Annotated in this window: 20 protein-coding genes and 3 pseudogenes; 8 read left to right on the top strand and 15 right to left on the bottom strand. The window is 61.9% G+C overall.

Annotated elements, in window-relative coordinates; translation table 11 throughout:
* Positions 1 to 10 precede the first annotated feature (10 nt).
* The 8 genes from VMX79_02990 (at position 11) to VMX79_03025 (ending at position 8,974) form a co-directional block, all read left to right on the top strand.
* Positions 11 to 214 carry a hypothetical protein gene (locus VMX79_02990; GenBank protein ID HUV86058.1) on the top strand — a complete coding sequence of 68 codons (204 nt, stop codon included), beginning with the start codon at positions 11 to 13 and terminating at the stop codon, positions 212 to 214.
* Positions 215 to 449: 235 nt separating this feature from the next.
* Entirely contained in the window at positions 450 to 1,733 is a 1,284-nt protein-coding gene (locus VMX79_02995) for an alkaline phosphatase family protein (protein ID HUV86059.1), read from the top strand.
* A gap of 40 nt (positions 1,734 to 1,773) precedes the next feature.
* Positions 1,774 to 3,870, top strand: a complete 2,097-nt coding sequence (locus VMX79_03000; protein ID HUV86060.1) for an alkaline phosphatase family protein — start codon at positions 1,774 to 1,776, stop codon at positions 3,868 to 3,870.
* A complete protein-coding gene (locus VMX79_03005) occupies positions 3,857 to 5,839 on the top strand; it encodes an alkaline phosphatase family protein (GenBank protein ID HUV86061.1) in 1,983 nt (660 codons plus the stop codon). The genes VMX79_03000 and VMX79_03005 overlap by 14 nt, the downstream gene beginning before the upstream one ends.
* Before the next feature lie 119 nt (positions 5,840 to 5,958).
* Positions 5,959 to 6,147, top strand: coding sequence for a hypothetical protein (locus VMX79_03010; GenBank protein HUV86062.1), 189 nt, complete (start codon positions 5,959 to 5,961; stop codon positions 6,145 to 6,147).
* Positions 6,148 to 6,150: 3 nt separating this feature from the next.
* Entirely contained in the window at positions 6,151 to 6,957 is an 807-nt protein-coding gene (locus VMX79_03015; protein ID HUV86063.1) for a hypothetical protein, read from the top strand.
* A gap of 103 nt (positions 6,958 to 7,060) precedes the next feature.
* On the top strand, positions 7,061 to 7,921 hold the full coding sequence (locus tag VMX79_03020; protein HUV86064.1) for a hypothetical protein: 861 nt from the start codon (positions 7,061 to 7,063) through the stop codon (positions 7,919 to 7,921).
* Between the two features lie 174 nt (positions 7,922 to 8,095).
* Positions 8,096 to 8,974, top strand: coding sequence for a hypothetical protein (locus tag VMX79_03025; GenBank protein HUV86065.1), 879 nt, complete (start codon positions 8,096 to 8,098; stop codon positions 8,972 to 8,974).
* 178 nt (positions 8,975 to 9,152) lie between these two features.
* Here VMX79_03025 and VMX79_03030 read toward each other — a convergent pair whose 3' ends face one another.
* From VMX79_03030 to VMX79_03100, 15 genes and pseudogenes are all read right to left on the bottom strand, one after another.
* Entirely contained in the window at positions 9,153 to 10,031 is an 879-nt protein-coding gene (locus tag VMX79_03030) for a PHP domain-containing protein (GenBank protein ID HUV86066.1), read from the bottom strand.
* Positions 10,031 to 10,639: an adenylyl-sulfate kinase gene (cysC, locus tag VMX79_03035; GenBank protein ID HUV86067.1), complete on the bottom strand. Its 609-nt coding sequence runs from the start codon at positions 10,637 to 10,639 to the stop codon at positions 10,031 to 10,033. The genes VMX79_03030 and cysC overlap by 1 nt, the downstream gene beginning before the upstream one ends.
* A gap of 72 nt (positions 10,640 to 10,711) precedes the next feature.
* Positions 10,712 to 10,819: pseudogene (locus VMX79_03040) on the bottom strand (acyl-CoA dehydrogenase family protein).
* Between the two features lie 36 nt (positions 10,820 to 10,855).
* A complete protein-coding gene (locus VMX79_03045) occupies positions 10,856 to 11,272 on the bottom strand; it encodes a HEPN domain-containing protein (protein ID HUV86068.1) in 417 nt (138 codons plus the stop codon).
* Positions 11,250 to 11,594: a nucleotidyltransferase domain-containing protein gene (locus VMX79_03050; GenBank protein HUV86069.1), complete on the bottom strand. Its 345-nt coding sequence runs from the start codon at positions 11,592 to 11,594 to the stop codon at positions 11,250 to 11,252. The genes VMX79_03045 and VMX79_03050 overlap by 23 nt, the downstream gene beginning before the upstream one ends.
* A gap of 45 nt (positions 11,595 to 11,639) precedes the next feature.
* On the bottom strand, positions 11,640 to 12,800 hold the full coding sequence (locus VMX79_03055) for an acyl-CoA dehydrogenase family protein (GenBank protein HUV86070.1): 1,161 nt from the start codon (positions 12,798 to 12,800) through the stop codon (positions 11,640 to 11,642).
* 4 nt (positions 12,801 to 12,804) lie between these two features.
* Positions 12,805 to 13,953 carry an acyl-CoA dehydrogenase family protein gene (locus VMX79_03060; protein HUV86071.1) on the bottom strand — a complete coding sequence of 383 codons (1,149 nt, stop codon included), beginning with the start codon at positions 13,951 to 13,953 and terminating at the stop codon, positions 12,805 to 12,807.
* Between the two features lie 34 nt (positions 13,954 to 13,987).
* Entirely contained in the window at positions 13,988 to 14,500 is a 513-nt protein-coding gene (locus VMX79_03065; protein HUV86072.1) for a biotin/lipoyl-containing protein, read from the bottom strand.
* 11 nt (positions 14,501 to 14,511) lie between these two features.
* Positions 14,512 to 16,029: an acetyl-CoA carboxylase biotin carboxylase subunit gene (gene accC, locus VMX79_03070; protein HUV86073.1), complete on the bottom strand. Its 1,518-nt coding sequence runs from the start codon at positions 16,027 to 16,029 to the stop codon at positions 14,512 to 14,514.
* Positions 16,029 to 17,060, bottom strand: coding sequence for a hypothetical protein (locus tag VMX79_03075; GenBank protein ID HUV86074.1), 1,032 nt, complete (start codon positions 17,058 to 17,060; stop codon positions 16,029 to 16,031). The genes accC and VMX79_03075 overlap by 1 nt, the downstream gene beginning before the upstream one ends.
* A 37-nt stretch (positions 17,061 to 17,097) precedes the next feature.
* Positions 17,098 to 17,235, bottom strand: a pseudogene (locus VMX79_03080) (biotin carboxylase N-terminal domain-containing protein).
* Between the two features lie 506 nt (positions 17,236 to 17,741).
* A pseudogene (locus VMX79_03085) lies at positions 17,742 to 17,858 on the bottom strand (biotin carboxylase N-terminal domain-containing protein).
* 64 nt (positions 17,859 to 17,922) lie between these two features.
* On the bottom strand, positions 17,923 to 18,354 hold the full coding sequence (locus VMX79_03090) for a HEPN domain-containing protein (GenBank protein ID HUV86075.1): 432 nt from the start codon (positions 18,352 to 18,354) through the stop codon (positions 17,923 to 17,925).
* The gene (locus VMX79_03095; GenBank protein HUV86076.1) at positions 18,351 to 18,710 is read right to left on the bottom strand and encodes a nucleotidyltransferase domain-containing protein; all 360 of its coding nucleotides are present in this window, start codon (positions 18,708 to 18,710) and stop codon (positions 18,351 to 18,353) included. The genes VMX79_03090 and VMX79_03095 overlap by 4 nt, the downstream gene beginning before the upstream one ends.
* The coding region (locus tag VMX79_03100; protein ID HUV86077.1) for an enoyl-CoA hydratase-related protein at positions 18,710 to 19,340 on the bottom strand (631 nt) is incomplete at its 5' end. The genes VMX79_03095 and VMX79_03100, both read right to left, overlap by 1 nt.

The raw sequence follows: 19,340 nt of genomic DNA on the forward strand, positions 1-19,340 counted from the left end.
AGGCACCGGCATGCTTAAGAACAACGCGATAAATATTTTGGGGACCTTTGCCGCTCTGGCTTTGTCTTTACTTTTTCTGGCGCGCGCCGCGGCGCCGGCCGAAACGCAACCGCGCAACTCGAGCGCCTACGCCGCCAAGCGCGCCGACGCGGTAGTTATCCAAGCGTTGCCCCCCGACGCCATAATAATTCAAGCCCTACCCGCGAACGACTAAGTAGACCACTCTCCTCTCCTAGCGCGAAGCCCGCCCCCCGGGGCGGGCTTTCTACGCCCGGGGCCCCGCCGCCGACTACCGCGGCCCGGCTCGAGGCGCCCCATCGCTATTTGCATACCGCCCTGCTTCAGAGGCCCGCCCCCGGCCGGCCCTTTTGGTTATATAGTTTGACATACATCGTTTGATAACTTACAATTATTGTTTGGGGACGCCGAAACCGCGGACCTTTTCCGCTATGGGTTTATTCAGCAAAAACAATAAACGCGCCGTCGTCGTGGGCCTGGACGGCGTGCCGCATTCGCTGGTAGAAAAGCTCACGGCCGACGGCGTAACGCCGCACCTGGCCGAGCTCGGCGTAGCGAGCCCGTTCGCGCGGATGACGGTAACGCTGCCGGAAATTTCGGCCGTGTCGTGGCCCTCCTTCGCCACCGGCCTGAACCCGGGAGGCCACGGCGTCTTTGGCTTCACCGAGCTCAAGGCCGGCACGTACGACGTCCGCTTCACGAACTCGGCCGACGTCAAGGCGCCGACTATTTGGGACCGACTGGGCCGCATCCGCAAGCGCGCCGTCGTGGTTAACCAACCGTCGACGTACCCCGCGAACGCCATCAACGGCGCCCTCGTGGCCGGGTTCGTGGCGGTGGACTTCGACCGCGCCATAATGCCGCCGCCGCTCCGGGCGAAGCTCCGCGCGCTGGGCTACGAAATCGACGTCGACACCGTGAAGTGCCGCGAAGACCACGACCTCCTGCAGAAGCAGCTGATGACGACGCTCGCCGGCCGCCGCAAGGCCGCGGCGTACCTCTGGGAAAACGAGGACTGGGACTACTTCGAAGTGGTCGTCACCGGGACCGACCGCCTGCAACATTACCTGTGGGACGCGCTGATGGAGGAGGCCCACCCGCGCCACGGCTTCTGCCTCGAGTTCTACCGCGAGGTGGACCGCTTCGTCGGCGAGATGTTCGCCCGCGCCCGCGACGCGGGAGCGGCGTTCTACCTGCTGTCCGACCACGGCTTCTGCGGCGTCGAGCGCGAGGTGTACCTTAACACCTGGCTCGAGCAAGAGGGCTTTCTCGCCTTCGACGGCGGCAAGAACGACTCCCTGGCCGCTTTGGCCGCGGGGAGCCGCGCCTTCGCCCTCGACCCCAACCGCATCTACGTCAACGTCGCCGGCAAGTACCCCCGCGGCGGCGTGCGCCCCGGCGACGTCCCCGCCGTGCTGGCCGAGATAAAAGAGGGCCTGCTGGCGCTGAGCCACAACGGCCGCCCCGTAATAAGAAAAATATTCCACCGCGACGAGATTTACGACGGCCCGTACGCGGCGAGCGGCCCCGATATGGTCGCGGTGGCGCATCCGGGCTTTGACCTGAAGGCGCACCTCGGCAAGGCCGAGGTCTTCGCCGAGACCAATCTGACCGGGATGCACACCTACGACGACGCCGTCTTCTGGTCGGCCGAGCCGCCGCCCGCCGACGTAAAAATTACGGACCTGGCGAAGCTGGTATTGGCCAATTATTAATACCCCCCGCATGTCCTCGCGAGCGAAAATAGGAATCGTCTTGGGAAGCGCATTAGCGCTGGCGCCGGCGGCCTTCGGCTACGTGGGCCCGGGCGCCGGCTTCGCCGTCGTCACGTCCTTCTTCGCCGTCTTCGCGAGCCTGGTGCTGGCGCTCTTCGCGTTCCTGACGCTGCCCTTCCGCCGCCTGGTGCGGGGCATTCGGCGACGGCGCGCGCTGGCGAAGGCCCGCGTAGGCCGGGTCGTAATACTCGGCCTCGACGGCCTCTCGCCCGAAATCGTCGGCGAGATGATGGCCGACGGCAAGCTGCCCCACCTTTCCCGGCTGGCCGAAGAGGGCACCTTTAAACCGCTCGCGACGACGGTCCCGGCGGTGTCGCCGGTGGCGTGGTCCTCGTTCCAGACCGGGACCTCGCCCGCGCGCCACAACATCTTCGACTTCCTCACCCGCGACCGCGCGACGTACCTGCCCGACCTCTCGTCGGCGCACATCGGGCCGCCGCGCCGGTTCCTCAACGTCGGCAAATTCCGGATACCGCTCGGCAAACCGTCGATAAGGTTGCTCCGCAAGAGCAAACCCTTCTGGAAGATCCTGGGGGACCACGGCGTCTTCTCCAACGTCATCCGCGTTCCCATTACCTTCCCGCCCGAGAAGTTCCACGGCGTGTCGCTCTCGGCGATGTGCGTGCCGGACCTGCTGGGCACGCAGGGCACCTTCTCCTATTATTACGAGGAGGGCGACGCCGGCGTGAGCGAGGGCGGCCAGTGCATAAAGGTGGAACGCGACGGCCGCGAAGTGTCGTCGCACCTGCTCGGGCCGGACAACCCGATAAAAAAGAACGGCGGCCAGCTCCGCCTGCCCGTTAAAATCCGGCCCGGAAAACGCGACGGCGAGGTCGAAATGTCGCTCGACGGCGCCCGCGTCAAACTGAAAGTAGGCGCGTACTCGGGCTGGACGCCGGTGGCGTTCCGCGCGGGCCTGGGCGTGCGCGTACGCGGCATCGCGCGCTTCCTCGTGAAGTCGCTCCGGCCTTTCGAGATGTACGTAACGCCCATCAACGTCGACCCCGACCGGCCGGCGCTCCCCATCTCCCACCCCTACATCTACGCCGTCTACCTGTCGAAGTTGTTGGGCCGCTACGCTACGCTGGGCCTGGCCGAGGACACCTGGGCGCTCAACGAGGGCGTCATCGACGAAGGCCAGTTCCTGGAGCAGGCCTGGCGCTACCACGACGAGCGCGAGCGCATGTTCTTCGACGCGCTGGAGCGGACGAAGCAGGGCGTCGTCGCCTGCGTCTTCGACGCGTCGGACCGCATCCAGCACATGTTCTTCCGCTACCTGACGCCGGACCACCCGGCCAACCGCGGCCGCGACACCCAGAAATACGCCGGCGCGGTGGAAGACATGTACGTGAAGATGGACGAACTCGTCGGCGCGACGGAGGCCAAACTCGCCCCGGGGGACTTGCTGATAGTGATGTCCGACCACGGCTTCACCTCTTTCGCGCGCGGCGTAAACGTGAACGCCTGGCTGGCGCAAGAGGGCTACCTTACGCTGAAGGACGGCGCCGCGGGCGGCAAGTGGCTGGAGGGCGTCGACTGGAGCCGGACGCGGGCGTACGCGCTGGGCCTGGCCGGCATCTACGTCAACGTCGCCGGCCGCGAGAGACAAGGCATCGTACCGCGCGACGAGGTACCGGCGCTCAAAAAAGAGATCGCCGAAAAATTGAAAGGCCTGCGCGACGACGCCCGCGGCCGCGTCGCCATAAGCAACATGTACGACCTGGGCGAGATATACGCCGGCCCCTACCTCGACGGCGGCCCGGAGCTCGTCGTCGGCTACGGCGCCGGATACCGCGCGAGTTGGGACTCGGCCACCGGCGGCACCGCCGGCGACGTCTTCGAAGACAACGTTAAGGCCTGGTCCGGCGACCACTGCGTCGCCGCCGAGCTCGTGCCGGGAGTGCTGTTCACCAACGCCCGGGTAGCGACGGAAAAACCGAGCATCGTAGATATCGCGCCCACGGTGCTGGAGCTCTTCGGCGTGGCCGCGCCCTCGTATATGGAGGGGCGGCCGCTCGAGCTGGAGCTCCCGCCGGGGCCCGAAGAGACAGAGAAGAACGCGAATGAAAAGGCGTGATTTTATAAAGGCGACCGGGACCGGCGCCGCGGTCGCCGCGGCGGGGGGCCTCGCGCCGCTGCTCGAGGCTTGCACCGGCAAGGCCAGGCCGATAGGCCGCAAGGTCATCGTCCTCGCCATCGACGGTATGGACCCGAAGCTGGTGCGGCGCTTCGTCGCCCGGGGCGGGATGCCCACCTTCGCGAAGTTCATCGAGAACAATACCTTTATGCCTTTGGGAACGAGCCTTCCGCCGCAGAGCCCGGTGGCGTGGTCCGACTTCATTACCGGCGCGGGCCCGGGCGTCCACGGCATCTTCGACTTTATACACCGCGACCCGCACACCCTCTACCCCTTCCTCTCCATTTCGCGGGCGATTCCCCCCTCCCGAACGATAAAGCTCGGCCGGCTGGTAATACCGCTCTCGGGCGGCAAGGTCGAAAACCTGCGCCGCGGCCCCTGCCTTTGGGAAATCCTCGCCCGCCACGACGTCCCGGCGACGGTCTTCAAATGCCCGTCGAACTTCCCGCCGGTGAAGACGGACGCCCGGACGGTATCGGGCCTGGGGACGCCGGACCTCCGCGGCACGTACGGCACTTTCTCCTACTACACCGACGACCCTCCCGCCGACGCCGACGAGTTCACGGGCGGCGAGTGCTACCCGGTCCGGCTGTGGGACAACACCTTCACCGCGGAGCTGGTCGGGCCGCCCAATACCTTCCGCGAGGGCTCGCCCCCGGCGAAGCTCCGCTTCACGGTCCACCGCGACCCGTCGCGCGACGTCGCGAAGGTGGCGTGGGACGGCGACGACGTAGTGCTCCAAAAGGGCGAGTGGAGCGGCTGGCGCCGGGTGCGCTTCAAACTCGCCGGGCCGCTGGCGGACGCCGTGGGTATGGTCCGACTTTACTTAAAAGAGGTTCGGCCGCATTTTAAGCTCTACGTCTCGCCGGTGAACGTCGACCCGCTCGAGCCGGCGCTGCCCATAAGCACGCCGGGCGACTACGCGGCGCAGGTAGCGCGCCGCGCTGGCCGCTACTACACCCAGGGGTTCCCGGAAGAGACCAAAGCCCTGTCGCACGGCGTCTTCGAGGAGGAGGAATACCTGGCGCAGGCCGGGATCGTCCTGAACGAACGGTTCGCCTGCCTCGACGAAACGCTGGCCGACTTCGACGACGGCTTCTTCTACTTCTACATCTCGAGCATCGACCAGAATACCCATATGATGTGGCGGACGATGGACCCCGAACATCCGCTGTATCAACCCGACGCGTCGCCCGAGGTCAAAGGCGCGGTGGAACACTTTTACCGCGAAATGGACGGCGCGCTGGCGCGCGTCCTCGCGAAGGTGGACGACAAGACGACGTTCTTCATCATCTCGGACCACGGCTTCGCGCCCTTCTACCGCGAGTTCAACCTCAACACCTGGCTGCTGGACAACGGCTACCTGGTGCTGGCGGACCCGACGCGACGCGCCGAGACCGAGTTCCTGGACAACATCGACTGGGCACGCACGGTGGCGTACGGCTTCGGCCTGAACGGCCTGTACGTCAACCTCCGCGGCCGCGAGCCGCACGGCATCGTCGAGCCCGGCGACGCCGACGGCCTCTCCCGCGAGCTAGCCGCCAAACTGGAGGCTTACAACGACGACGAGACCGGCGACCGCGTTATCGTCAAAGCGTACGTAAGTCGCGAGTCGTACCGGGGGCCGGCGGCGGCCTCGGCGCCGGAGCTCATCGTCGGCTTCGCGCCCGGGTACCGCCTGGCCGACGACTCCGCCGTAGCCGAATTCCCGGAACGGATATGCAAGGTGCGGGAGGACAAGTGGGCCGCGGACCACTGCGTCGACCCGGGGCACGTCCCCGGCGTGCTGTTCTGCAACAAACCGGTGGCCGCCAAAGCGCCCGCGCTCAAAGACCTCGCGCCCACGATATTGAAAGAGTTCGGCCTCGCGCCCGCGCCCGAAATGACCGGGCGGCACATACTCGGATAGGAGTCGCCGAGTGCCTGGAGGTGCCGTCAGTTGTTTCCAACTGACGGCGGCGGTTCGGAGAAGAGGATGCGGAGGTTGCGTCGGTTGGTAACAACCGACGCCACAAATACGGAGGTAATATGGCGAAAATAAAATTGGACGGCGAGCTGTGGGACCGGGTCAAGAAGGTGGCCGAGACGGCGGGCTACGCTACGCCGGAGGAGTTCGTGACCCACGTTATCGAGAAGGAGCTTTCGGCGCTCGAGGGCGGCGCCGAGGACGAGGAAGAAATTAAAAAGAGGCTTCAGGGCCTGGGATACATCTCGTAATACGTGTGGTACTTTAACCTGGCGTTAACGCGGTTCTTCGACGCGCTGGCCTGGCCGTTCCAACGGTGGCCCGCGGGCGGCCTGCTGTTGATATCGGCGCTGACCGGCGTCGCGATGCTGCTCGTCTTCAAGGCGACGTCGAACCAGCGCGCCATCCGCCGCACCCGCGACCTCATCCGAGCGCACCTGCTCGCGATGCGGCTCTTCCGGGACGACGCCCGCGTCGTCGTCGAGAGCCAGAAGAAGGTGCTGCGCACCAACCTGACCTACCTCCGCTACGCCGTCGTGCCCATCGTCTTCATCCTCCCGATAGTGGTGCTCATAATGGTCCAGCTCAACCTGCGCTACGGCCCGGCGCCGGCGCGGCCGGGCGAGGCCGTGGTCGTGAAGGCGATATTCAACGGCGCCCTCGACGACGACGTGACGCTCGCGGCGCCGCCCGGGGTCGTCGTCGAGACGCCGGCGCTGCGCGTACCGTACGAGCGCGAGGCCGACTGGCGCGTTAGGCCTGCGAAACCCGGCACGTACGAATTGTCGTTAAAAACGAAAGACGCGGCGTACGGCAAGGAGTTGGTGGTGGGCGCGGCGGGCGTAGGCCGGGTCAGCGCGCGGCGCGTCTCGGGGCTCTGGTCGCAGCTGATGAACCCCGGCGAGCGGCCGCTCTCCAGCGACGTGAAGGCGATAGAAGTGAAGTACCCGGACCGCCGAAATAAACTCTTCGGCCTCGGCGTCCACTGGGTGATAACGTTCTTCGTCGTGTCGCTCGTGGCCGCGTTCGCGCTTAAGGGGGTTTTGAAGACCGAGGTTTAGCGTCGATTGTTTATGACAGCTGGTCGACCGGGATATTATAATGCGGGGGGCCTGAATCCAGGTCGCCCTTTTCGTATCGCCCCCGCCAAGGAGATGCGTACTCATGCCGAAACGTAAAAGTACCACCCCTTCGGGTACGCCGCCGCCGCGGCCTTGTCCCAAATGCGGCGCGGCGCTCGAGCCGCAGGCGGAGGGCAAGGTGACGTGCGAATACTGCGGCGCCTCGCTCGACGCCGACGGCCCCGGCGAGGGAAAGCCGGCCGACCCGGTGGCGGAGCTGTACGAGCGCGGCCGCGAGGCGTTCGCGCGCGGCGACTACGCCGCGGCCTACGAAACCTTCGACCGAATAACGGACGAGCATCCCGACGAACACGAGGCCTGGCTCGAGAAAGGGCTCGCCGGCGCGTACAAGGAGTTGACGGAGGAGGGGCGCGTCGACGCCGACGAGCTGCTGCTTCGGCTCGAGAAGGCGCTCGAGCTCTACCGGGGGGAAGGCCGCGAGGCGTTCGAGCGGAAGGCCGCCGACCGGCTGGGCGCCGCCGCGCTCGAGCTCTACGACCACGCCATCCAGCGGGGCGCGGACGACGAGGCCAACGTCAAAGGCCTCCTCGATTTGCTCTTCTTCTGGGAGACCTCCGGCTCGGACGAGGCCGCCGCCTGGAACGGCATCGTCAGGCTGGCGGAGGAAACGGCCACGCCGGAGGGGACGCGGCCTCTCGCGCACGTCGCCGAAAAGTATCAGAAGAAAATCCGCGAAAAAGCCGAAGCCGAGGCCCGGGCCGCAACCGAGGCCGGGGCGAAGGCCGCGGCCGAAGCGAAGGGCGAAGCGCCCGAGGAAAAGGCGGCCCCGTCGCGCCGCAAATCGGGCCGCACCGCTTTGACCGTGGTCGGAATCGTCGCCGGCATCGCGGTCCTCTGCGTACTATGTTTCGTAATTTTAGCCGTAATCGTTTCGGTTAGCTAATCGGCAACGAACCTGGCGGGTATACCGCGGACTTATATGGCCGATAAAGTAAACTCTACGCCGGAGGCGGTAGCGGCCCGCTGCCCCAAGTACGGCGGGGCGAAGGGATTAAGGGTCGTACTAGCTCGATTATGCTTTTAGTAACCGGTCAATAGCTTGGAAAGGAGAGGAGAAATGAACAGGTTAATAGCCGTAGGTTGCGCTCTTCTATTCCTTATCGGTTGCGCGGATGAGACGCCCACCGAGCCGGCAGAGGAAAAACACCCCGTTTTCCTGGGAAAATGGCTTTGCGACGACCACCCTATGGGCGTCGCGGCCTCTCCCAAAGGCTTCGTTTACGTTATATATTGGTACCCCGGGCAGGGCGGCGGTTTGGCGTTTTTCAGCCCCACCGGCAACCGCCTGGGCGAATGGGTCGTAACGGGCGATTACAGCGTCTATGGGGTAGACGTCGCTCCGAACGGGAACGTCTACGCCACAACCGATTATGAAATAAAGTACTATACGCCCACCGGCAGCCTTCTGGGCGAATGGGGCTCGAGGGGGTCGGGCCCAGGCCAGTTCCGCTACGCCGAGAACGTAGCTGTTGCCCCCGGCGGAAACGTATACGTTTTAGACTCGGGTAACGGCCGCATCCAGTATTTTACCGCGGCCGGCAGTTACCTCGGCGAATGGGGCGGCGTGGCGGAGTGCAGCGGCCTCGCGGTCGCCCCCGACGGCAACGTGTACGTGACTGCTTCCTATGACGAATGCGTGAAATATTTTACGCCCACCGGGAGCCTGCTCGGCAGCTGGGGCTCCGAAGGAACGGGCGAGGGTCAGTTCAAGTGGATTTGGGAAATCGCCGTGAATAAAAGCGGCCGCGTCTTCATCGCCGATAGACGGAACAACCGGATACAGTTCTTCACGTCCACGGGCGAATTCTTGGGGAAATGGGGCGCGAAAGGCGCTAACGACGGCCAATTCGAACAGCCCTACGGCCTCGCGGTCGCCCCGGACGGAGTAATCTACGTTACGGACGAAGGAACGGACCGGGTACAATACTTCAAATAACGACCCCGCGTCGGCGGTAGCCCGGGTTCGACGCCGAGCCCTCGCGCCGGGGGTTACGCGTAAAGCGGCGGCCGGGAAAGCCTAAACCCCGGCATCCTTTATCCGGCTACCCGGCCGATGCCGCCGTTCGTCGGGGCGAAATCATTTAAAAAGCCGGCCCGAAGGCCGGCTATTATCATTATCGTATCGCCGCGCGTCGTGCCCGGACGCCGAGACGCGCTTTCATACGGGCCACCAGCTCGTAGGGGACCTTAAGGTCGCCGCGGCCAATGCCGAGCTCTACGCCGGGCTTAGCCGCGCCGTGGAAGTCGGTACCGCCGCCGGCCAACAAGTCGTACTCGTCGACAAGCCGCCTCAGGAACGCGGTATCGGTCGGCAGGTGGTCGACGTAATAAACCTCGACGCCGTCGAGGCCGGCGCGGGCGAGCTTGAAGACCATACTCTCCAAAATGCGGGGCGGCAGCGCGTAGACGCCGGGGTGCGCCAGGAAGGCCAGGCCGCCGGCGCCGTGAATCAGCGCAAGGCCCTCTTCCGCGGCGATGCGCCGCCGGCCGACGTACGCCGGCTTGTGGTGGGCGAGGTACTTGTCGAACGCCTCCTGGAAATCGGCGACGTACCCCTTCTCCACCATTACCTCCGCGATATGGGGCCTGCCGACGGTCCTACCGCCGGCTTTGGCCGCGATTTCTTCAAGCTCGATGTGCATCCCGAGGTCGGCGAGCTTCGCCAATATTTTGGGGTTGCGGCGCTTGCGGTATTCCCGCACGTCGACGAGCGCCTCGGTCAGCTCGGCGTTCGTGGGGTCGATGAAGAGGCCCACGACGTGGACGTTGGTGGGCGTGAAATCGCAACTTATCTCCACGCCCGGAATGACCTCCAGGCCCTGTTGGGCGCCCTCGGCGAACGCCTCGGCGTTGCCGTCCACGCCGTCGTGGTCGGTTACGGCGATCGCCGCCAGGCCGACGTCGACGGCCAACCACACGACTTCCGCCGGGGTCAACGAACCGTCCGAAAACGTGGTGTGGACGTGGAGGTCGACGTATTCGCACTCGGCCATCACATATAACCCAGCGCTTCCAGGCGCTTGCGGACTTTCTCCTCCTCCTCTTCGGAGTATACTCCCTCCGTACCCGGCGCCGCGAGGTAGCCGAGCTCCTCCAGCTTGGCGATTACTTTGGCCGCGCTCCCCTCCGGCGTTTCGACGTCGGTGTTACACACGACCTCCGGCGTCGGCGGCTCCTCGTACGGGTCCGAGACGCCGGTGAAGTTCTTTATCTCGCCCGCGAGCGCTTTCTTGTATAACCCCTTAACGTCGCGCTCCAATAGGACTTCGAGCGGGCACTTACAGAAAACTTCGACGAAGTCGCCGACCAGCTTCCGGTTCTCGTCGCGTATCGCGCGGTAGGGCGAGATGGCCGCGGCCACGGCGGCGACGCCGTTGCGGCTGAGGATATGGCACACGAAGCCGATGCGGCGTATGTTGGTGTCGCGGTCCTCCTTGGAGAAGCCCAGGCCCTTGGAGAGGTTGGTCCGAACGACGTCGCCGTCGAGCACTTCCACCTTGCGGCCGCGACGCCGGAGTTCCTCTTCGACCAGTTTCGAGACGGTGGTTTTGCCCGCTCCGGACAGGCCGGTGAACCAGACCGTGAATCCTTTCTCTTCCATCCAATACTCCTGTCTATATTATAACATAAAACCTGTCGGCGATGCCACCGTGTAGCCCCGCCGGTGCGTCGGTTACTTCTTTTTCTTAAGCCGTAGAATATTCCGGCTTATGACTATTTTCTGGATTTCGCTCGTACCCTCGCCTATTTCGTCGAGCTTGACGTCGCGGTAGATGCGTTCTCTTTATCTTCAATTTCCCGTAAGCTGAACTTCATTTCACCGCCGCTTCGGGGCCTCGATTTTTACGGTTTCCTCAGCCCACTTAACAACACGTTCAACCTCCGCGGTTAACTTCGCCCGGTCTATATCCGGCGGGGGTTCGTCGTAATCCTCGTAACGGTACTCTACCGCGAATACGGTCAAGAGGCCCGGTTCGGATACCGTCGGCTTATTCTCCACTTTCGCCTTTTTTATTATATCTAAAAGGACCGAGACATTATGCGTTAACGGGAATTCTAAGCCCGAAGCCGCAATGACCGCCTTTAACGCCTTCTCGATCGCCGGTTGAGCATGGAAACCGAAGACGAGGTCATACTCGTCGCGCTCCGACCCGAGCTTTAAAAGGACGCCGTAATCGGCGCGGGCTTTCCGCATCAACGTTTCAATTAGTTTACGTCGGCCGCTGCGCGGCATATAACGTCACGCCCTCCTCGACGGCCCGGTTGACCAGCGCCCCCCGCACACCGCGGTTTTTCCTTAAATCGTTTTCGGTGGCTACCACGACATCGGCCGGGACGTGGATATCCGCGAGCGCCTCATAGATTTTAGCCGCCAACGCCCGTCGTGACCTTACGCTTTCAACTACGACCAGCAGGTCGACGTCGCTTCTCGCGTCGGCGTCGTTTCGGGCCTGCGAGCCGAACAGTATTACGCGGCTAGGGCTTGCCGCTTTGACGACCCGCTCGATAACCTCCTTAAGGAACTGCGGCGGTTTTCTTTTTCTTATAGTTACCATTCGCTTCACCGTCGGCGCCATAACGGAATCCCGCCGGCGCGTCGGTTATTTTTTCTTTTTAAGCTGTAAAATGTTACGGCTTATGACGATTTTTTGAATCTCGCTCGTCCCCTCGCCTATTTCGTCGAGCTTGACGTCGCGGTAGATGCGCTCCAGCGGATAGGATTTATCGTACCCCAGCGCGCCGTGGACCTGTATGGCGTCGTAGGCCGCTTCGCGCCCCACCTGCGAGGCGTAGTACTTCGCCATCGCGGCCTCTTTGGTATAGGGGAGGCCGGCGTCCTTAAGCGCGGCGGCGGAGTAAACTAGGAAGCGCGCCGCCCGGACTTTGGTCGCCATCTCGGCTATTTTCCATTGTATGGCCTGCTTGGTGCCGATGGGCTTGCCGAACTGGACGCGATTTTCCGCATGCTTGACGGCGAGGTCGAACGCGCCCTGGCCCAGGCCGAGCGCCATAGCGCCGATGCTTATGCGGCCCGCGTCCAGCGCCACCATGAAGATCTTGAAACCCTCGTTGACCTCGCCGAGCAGGTTCTTCTGGGGGACGCGGCAGTCCTCGAAAAATATCTCGCTGGTATCCGAGCCGCGCAACCCCATCTTGTTCTCCTTGCGGCCGTAGTTGAACCCCGGCGCATCCACGGGAACGATTATGGAGCTGACGCCGTAGACGCCCTTGGACTTATCGGGGTCGGTCCGCACCGTCGCGAAGCAGACGACGGGCCAGTCGCGCTTGGTGTTGGTGATGAAACACTTCTGGCCGTTGATGACCCACTCGTCGCCGTCGAGGACGGCGGTGGTCTTGGTGTTGCCGGCGTCGGAACCGGCGCCCGGCTCGGTAAGGCCGAAGGAACCCATTACTTCGCCGGAGGCGAACTTGGGCATATATTCTTTTATCTGCTCTTCCGTCCCGTACTTTTGCAGCGGGTAGGTGACCAGCGAGCCCTGGACCGCAAGCATGACGCCCGCCGACCCCGACGCCCGCGATACCTCCTCCACCATAATGGCGTACCGGACCGTGTCCCATCCCAGGCCGCCGTACTCGGCGGGCGCCAGGGCGCCGAACCATCCGACTTCGCCGATGGCCTTCATGACCTCGTCGGGAATATGGTCGTCGGCGTCTATGGCCGCGGCGTGAGGCGCGACGATCTCGTCGACCTTGGCCTTTACCTCGGCCCGAAAATCCTCGTACTCGATATAGTCCAGCATGGGTTTATCCTTTCAGAAGCTTTCCGGCGATTACCAACTTCTGCACCTCGGAGGTCCCCTCGTAGATCTCGGTTACGCGGGCGTCGCGGAAGAACCGCTCGACGACGTAATCTTTCATATAGCCGTAGCCGCCGTGGATCTGGACGCCGAGGTTGGCGCAGAAGTTAGCGGCCTCGGAGGCGTAGAGCTTCGCCATCGCGGCCTCGGCGGAGAACGGCTCGCCGGCGTCCGCCAGCGTCGCGGCCCGGAGCGTCAAGAACCGCGCCGCCTCGAGGCGCGTCGCCATCTCGACCAGGTAAAACTGTATGGCCTGGAAGCTCAGGATGGGCCGGCCGAACTGCTCGCGTTCTCCCGCGTACTTCTTGGCCTCGTTGAACGCCTGCTGGCCTATGCCGACGGCCTGCGCCCCCACGCCGATGCGGCTGCCGTCCAGGCTGGCGAGCGCGATCTTGAGGCCCTCGCCTTCGGCACCCAGGAGGGCGTCGGCGGGCACCTCGCAGTTCTTGAACTCGAGCCGGCGGACGTCCAACGCCCGCATCCCCATCCCGTCGAAGCGTTCGCCGACCGTGAAGCCGGGCGCGTCCCTCTCCACTAAAAAGCAGGACAAGCCCTTGCCGCCGGCCGCCGGGTCGGTGGAAGCGACGACGAGGAAGAGGCCGGCGAAGCCGGCGTTGGTAACGTATAGCTTACGGCCGTTGAGGACGTAGCCGCCGTCTTTCTTCGCCGCGGTCGTTTGGACGTTGGCCGCGTCCGAGCCGGCATCCTCTTCCGTAATCGAGAACGCGCCCAGCAACTCGCCGGAGGCCACCCGGGCCAGGTACTTCTCCTTCTGGCCTTCGGTGCCGTACGTCAGGATAGGTTTGCCCACCAGCGCGTTCTGCACCGATACCACCAGCGCCACCGCCGGCGAACCGCGCGAGAACTCCTCGATCGTCAGCGCGTACGTGGCGAAGTCGAGCTCGGCGCCGCCGTATCGCTCGGGGAGGAACATGCCGAAATAGCCCTGCTCGGCGAGGAACGCGAGGAGCTCGCCCGGGATTTCGCGATTCTCCTCCATCTCCTCGGCCTTGGGCGCGAGCTGCTCGTCCGCTATTTCCGCGGCCACCTGGCGCATCATCTTCTGTTCGTCGTTCAAGTTGAAATCCATTTTCATCCTCTTTTAAGCGGTATTAAAAATAAAGCCGAACCTAGCCGTTCCCCTCGATCTCTACTTCGGCCAACGGCTGGTCGGCGTCGACGTTTTGCCCTTCTTGACACGATATCTTCTTTACGATGCCCGGCCCCGCGGCCGTAAGGGGGTGTTCCATCTTCATCGCCTCGACGACGACGACGGTTCGCCCCTTCTCGACGGCGTCGCCCTCCGCGGCGGCGATCTTGACCACTTTGCCGGGCATCGGCGCGCGAATCGTTTGGATGCCGGCGACGACGTCCTCCACCGCGGCGGCGGCGCGCTGCTCCCGGCCTCCCCCCTCCTCGAGTATAAAAGAATGCCCGCCCACCGCGACGTAGCGCCTCGAGCCGTCGCGCACGACGACGACGTCCGTAACCTCGCCGTCCGCCACGAACGAATAACAACCCGGTTCCGCGGCGACGAGGTCGACCTCCATCGCGCGGCCGTCGACCGTGACGCGGAAGCCGTCGCCGCTCTTCTCGACCGTTACCGCGTATTCGCCGTCGCCGGATTGGAATTCATACTCCATGTATTAAGTAATCACGCCCCCCGGCCTATCTCCCACGGCCCGACGGTCTGCCAGGGCGTCGGCCCCCCCCCCGCCGCCCGGCCCGAGCCGCCGTCGGAGTAGCGCATCGCGGGCCCCGCGGCCATCTCGGCCACCGCCGCCGCGGCCAGCGCCTTCTCCATCAAGCCCTCCGGCACCTCCTCCCGCCAACCGTCGAAGTGGTCGGTTATGAAGCCGGTATTGGTCTCGCCGGCGACGTAGGCCGGGTGGTCGATAACGTCGCGCAAGAACGGTATCGTCGTTCCGATACCAATTATAACATATTCCCGCAGCGCTTCGGCCATGCGGCGCCGCGCTTCTTCCCTGTCCGCGCCCCACGTAATCAACTTCGCCAGTATGGGGTCGTAATAAACCGGCACGTCGTATCCGGCGTAGATGCCGCCGTCCAACCGGACCCCCGGGCCGCGCGGCTCGCGCAGGAACAAAATCTTGCCGGCCGAAGGGAGAAAGTTCGCCGCCGGGTCCTCGGCGTAGATGCGGCACTCGACGGCGTGGCCGCGCCGGCTCACGTCCTTTTGCGCGAAAGGCAACTTTTCGCCGGCGGCTATCGCGAGCTGCGCCTTTACTATATCCACCCCTATAACCATTTCCGTCACCGGGTGTTCGACCTGGACGCGGGCGTTGACCTCGAGGAAATAGAAATTTTTATTTTCGTCCAACAGAAACTCGACGGTCCCGGCGTTGGTATACCCCACGGCGCGGGCGACCTCGCACGCCGCCTCGCCCATCTTCTTCCGCAGCTTCGCGTCCAGCGCCGGCGACGGCGACTCCTCGACGATCTTCTGGTGGCGCCGCTGGATGGAGCACTCGCGCTCGAAGAGGTGGACGACATTACCGCGCGCGTCCGCCAGGATTTGGAATTCGACGTGGCGCGGCCTCTCGACGTACTTCTCCAGATAAACGGTGTCGTCGCCGAAAGCGCCTTTGGCCTCGCGGCGCGCCGCCTCCAGGCACTCGGCCAACTCGCCGTCGCCGCACACGACGCGCATCCCCTTGCCGCCGCCTCCTCCCGCGGCCTTGACCATTACGGGGTAGCCGAGCTTCCCCGCCTCGGCCGTAACGTCGTCGGCCTCGCCGGCGCCGGCGGACATCCCGGGGATGATGGGGACGCCGGCCGCGGTCATCGTCCGGCGGGCGCCGAGCTTGTCGCCCGCCAAGCGGAGGGTGTCGCCGCTCGGGCCGATGAAGGCCAACCCCGCTTCGGCGCAGGCGTCGGCGAAGGCACCGTTCTCGGCCAGGAAGCCGTAGCCGGGATGGACCGCTTCGCAGCCGGCCTCTTTCGCGGTCTCGACTATCTTCTCTATATTTAAATAGGACTCGAGCGGCGGCGCGGGGCCGATGCAGTAGGCCTCGTCGGCTCGAGCGACATGTAAGGCCGCGCGGTCGGCCTCCGAGTATACGGCGACGGCGCGCACGCCCAGCTCGCGGCAGGCCCGGATGACGCGGCAAGCTATCTCGCCGCGGTTCGCGATGAGGATTTTTTTAAACATCAATAAGGCAAAACAGGGCGGAACTCGATAAAAACGTGCTTATCATTTAGCTTTCTACTTAGTAGTTCTTCCTTTTCGGCAATAATATGACGAGGAAGGATCGTCTTGCAAATAATCTCTTCTCCTTCTTCACCCGATGCGGAAATATTTACCCCAGTTGGAGGTATTAAGTCCTTATCTATAGAAGGCCTATCCCAATCTTGGAGTTCGTCAGCTAATACGAGTAAATACGCCAAAGGGTTATCTTCTAAATCTAAACGAATGTCCTTTTCTAAATTGTGAAGGGTTATGGCGCCAGCGATATCCATAATACTAGAATCGAATTCGCCCATATTAAGAAACTTTCTTAAAACGAATAGGCCACCGAAAATACCGTGGTTTATAATTCCTTTATTCGAACATTCCCTCTCAAAGTATTTTTTTATATCGAAGTCCTCTATCCCGCACTCCGTAATAAAATAATTGCGTAAATAATCCCATAAATCGAAATCACCTTCGCTAAGTCTAACTAATACCTCATCGGTAATTCTAAAACCTAAAACGGTTTTATCCTTTTCGTCAGGGAATTCCTTTTCTAAAAAACTTCCTATTTGTTTACTATGTAATTCTAAAGGGTATGCAATATCGTGCAATGACGCCGTCATCCCCCATTCGAACAAGAAGTACTCTTTGTCGTCCCAACAATTCTCCCTTATAATACCGGATACACTAATTAAATAATGGCCTAATAAATATACGTATAAAGAATGTACTAAATGGTCCCGGTTATCTTCGTCAAATATTAAAGCGGCAACTTCGGTCGTTTTTAATCTTTCTAAATAAGGTACGAAAGCATCTTGTCTTTCCCAAATCGTCCAAAGCTCTTTTATAGCTTGAACCGCAGTTTCTTTACGCTCTATCCTATTTTTCGTAGTTAAAAACGTCCCGACATTTTCTAAAAAAAGTCTATTTAAAGGGCGCTCGATTTCCTCGCTTAGATGTGGCGAATTAATAAGCGTAGTTAGTAATAATTCGTTAAAACTCTCCGCCATATAACTCCGCCCTCTTAGGTTTGGTCTTATCTAGGGAGTCCGCTATACCCTCGTATAATTCCCCGCGGTCGGCCTCCGAGTATACGGCGACGGCGCGCACGCCCAGCTCGCGGCAGGCCCGGATGACGCGGCAGGCTATCTCGCCGCGGTTCGCGATGAGGAGACGGTTGAACATAATAAAACGACTATATTAAACTCGGAAAGTAAACAACGATACGATTTATTGGGAAGGACGCGGATATTTCTTTATTAATTCTAATATATCTTTAGCTGTTCGGGTATTTTCCTCTATATCGATAGATACTTCGATACTCTCGGCGAGAGCAAAACATATTAAAGCCCAAAACCCGCCTCCTATCAACGAAACGATACTCGTTAGCAATAAAGTTAGTAATAAAGAACCGCTATTATATTTAACAGCCAAAATTAAACTAATGAAAAAGGAAATGCAGGCTAATAAGATTATAATCCAACCCAAAAAGCGAAAAACAGTAGTTATTGTCTTTAACGCGGGATATCTAATATAAGTTCGAAACGGTTTATAGTCGGCAACGGTTTTCGGAACATAATCAGACGGCGTTTTTACTACGGTGCCGCATTTCTGGCATTCGTAACTCTTACCGGGTTTAGGTACCATAGTTACTACCGAACCGCATTTGGAACAATATATAAAACTCATTCGCTACCTCCGTCCGCGTCCGAGTATACGGCGACGGCGCGCACGCCCAGCTCGCGGCAGGCCCGGATGACGCGGCAGGCTATCTCGCCGCGGTTCGCGATGAGGATTTTTTCGAACATTTATTCCGCCCAGCCGGGCTTGCGCTTCTCGAGGAAGGCCGCCATGCCCTCCTGGCCCTCCGCGTTACCTTTTCGTTTTCTTTCCGCCTTCTCGTTCAACATCCTTGCCGGCTTCCATCAACTTCTCCACAGCGGCGATGAACTTGGCCGCGGCGTTCATTTCGCGCCGGGCGTCGTCCGCCGCAACCTCGATATAATCGTCGTAATCGGCCGCTTCGCGAATTCCCTTCGCCCTCTTAGCTAACTCGGCCAGTTCCCTCGGGAATAAACCCGTCTTAACGTAATGTTTCTGGAACAAAAGGAATGCAGCCTGGTGAGTCTTACTATCAATCCGTTTCAAAGCGAGAAGGGCACGTAAGGCTGTAAAAATCGCGTAATAAGCTCTATTAATCGCGCCGGGGTAACCGCGGGTCTTTAATGAATTGCGGGCTTCGGCCAAACGCGCTTTAGCGGATTCGAGTCGCCACCGAGCTAAACTTATTGCTTCATCGCTCACAGCGCGACCCCCTCCGCCTCCACCGTTTTTATAAACGGCGAACCTAACCGCTTACTCCGTTCGTAACGGCGCCGGAAATAGACGATAGGCGAAAGGGGTGTATTCGTCGCTAACTCCACGTCTACGAGGATACTAAAAATTTTATCTTCGGCTTTATAATTTTTAACGCGCAAGAGGATGAGTAAGTCGACGTCCGATTCAGGGCCGTAGTCGCCGCGGACTTTAGACCCGAACAACGTTACGCCCACGAGGTCATCGCCCAGCGCCTTCCGAATCCCGCGTACGAAAGTCGCCACCGCTTTCTTCTCGGCCGGTGTCAGGTACGTTTTATCCAGCGGGTTCGTCTTCGCCTTCATCACTCCGCCCATTTGGGCTTGCGCTTCTCGAGGAAGGCCGCCATGCCCTCCTGGCCCTCCTCGGACGTGCGCATCTTCGCGATCATCTCCGCGGTGTAGGGGCCGGCCTCGTCCAGGTCCATCTGCGGCACGTTCCTGATGAGCTCCTTGCACTTCGCGATCGCGACGGGGCCCGAGGTCACGAGCTGGCTGACCCACTTCGCGACGACGACGTCGAGCTCGCCCTCCCTGGCCACTTCGTTCACCAGGCCGATGGCCCGGGCTTTATCCGCCGGTATGCGCTCGCCGGTGAGGAAGAACCCCCGCGCCGGCCCCTCGCCTATCTTCTTAATAACGTACGGCGAGATGCAGCTCGGGATGAGGCCCAGCTTGACCTCGCTCAAGCTGAAGCGGGCGCTCTCGGCGGCCACCGCCAGGTCGCAGCAGGCCACGAGGCCCGCGCCGCCGCCGATGGCCGGGCCGTTAACGCGGGCGATGGTCGGCAGCGGGCAGTCGTAGATACGCCGCATCACCGCGGCCACCTGGTTCGATTCCTCCAGGTTCTGCTCGTACGTGAAGTCGCGGACGGCGCGCATCCAGTTGAGGTCGGCGCCGGCGCAGAAGGCGGAGCCGACGCCGGTGAGGACGACG

The organism is bacterium, assembly GCA_035529855.1.
Classification (GTDB): domain Bacteria; phylum RBG-13-66-14; class B26-G2; order WVWN01; family WVWN01; genus WVWN01.

Excerpts from the sequence above, each read along its gene's own strand:
- VMX79_03005 (HUV86061.1), top strand. The coding sequence starts at position 3,857 with ATGAAAAGGCGTGATTTTATAAAGGCGACCGGGACCGGCGCCGCGGTC.
- VMX79_03095 (HUV86076.1), bottom strand. The coding sequence starts at position 18,710 with ATGAAGGCGAAGACGAACCCGCTGGATAAAACGTACCTGACACCGGCC.
- VMX79_03055 (HUV86070.1), bottom strand. The coding sequence starts at position 12,800 with ATGCTGGACTATATCGAGTACGAGGATTTTCGGGCCGAGGTAAAGGCC.
- cysC (HUV86067.1), bottom strand. The coding sequence starts at position 10,639 with ATGGAAGAGAAAGGATTCACGGTCTGGTTCACCGGCCTGTCCGGAGCG.
- VMX79_02990 (HUV86058.1), top strand. The coding sequence starts at position 11 with ATGCTTAAGAACAACGCGATAAATATTTTGGGGACCTTTGCCGCTCTG.
- VMX79_03050 (HUV86069.1), bottom strand. The coding sequence starts at position 11,594 with ATGGTAACTATAAGAAAAAGAAAACCGCCGCAGTTCCTTAAGGAGGTT.
- accC (HUV86073.1), bottom strand. The coding sequence starts at position 16,029 with ATGTTTAAAAAAATCCTCATCGCGAACCGCGGCGAGATAGCTTGCCGC.
- VMX79_03025 (HUV86065.1), top strand. The coding sequence starts at position 8,096 with ATGAACAGGTTAATAGCCGTAGGTTGCGCTCTTCTATTCCTTATCGGT.
- VMX79_03045 (HUV86068.1), bottom strand. The coding sequence starts at position 11,272 with ATGCCGCGCAGCGGCCGACGTAAACTAATTGAAACGTTGATGCGGAAA.
- VMX79_03060 (HUV86071.1), bottom strand. The coding sequence starts at position 13,953 with ATGAAAATGGATTTCAACTTGAACGACGAACAGAAGATGATGCGCCAG.
- VMX79_03010 (HUV86062.1), top strand. The coding sequence starts at position 5,959 with ATGGCGAAAATAAAATTGGACGGCGAGCTGTGGGACCGGGTCAAGAAG.
- VMX79_02995 (HUV86059.1), top strand. The coding sequence starts at position 450 with ATGGGTTTATTCAGCAAAAACAATAAACGCGCCGTCGTCGTGGGCCTG.
- VMX79_03020 (HUV86064.1), top strand. The coding sequence starts at position 7,061 with ATGCCGAAACGTAAAAGTACCACCCCTTCGGGTACGCCGCCGCCGCGG.
- VMX79_03065 (HUV86072.1), bottom strand. The coding sequence starts at position 14,500 with ATGGAGTATGAATTCCAATCCGGCGACGGCGAATACGCGGTAACGGTC.
- VMX79_03030 (HUV86066.1), bottom strand. The coding sequence starts at position 10,031 with ATGGCCGAGTGCGAATACGTCGACCTCCACGTCCACACCACGTTTTCG.
- VMX79_03075 (HUV86074.1), bottom strand. The coding sequence starts at position 17,060 with ATGGCGGAGAGTTTTAACGAATTATTACTAACTACGCTTATTAATTCG.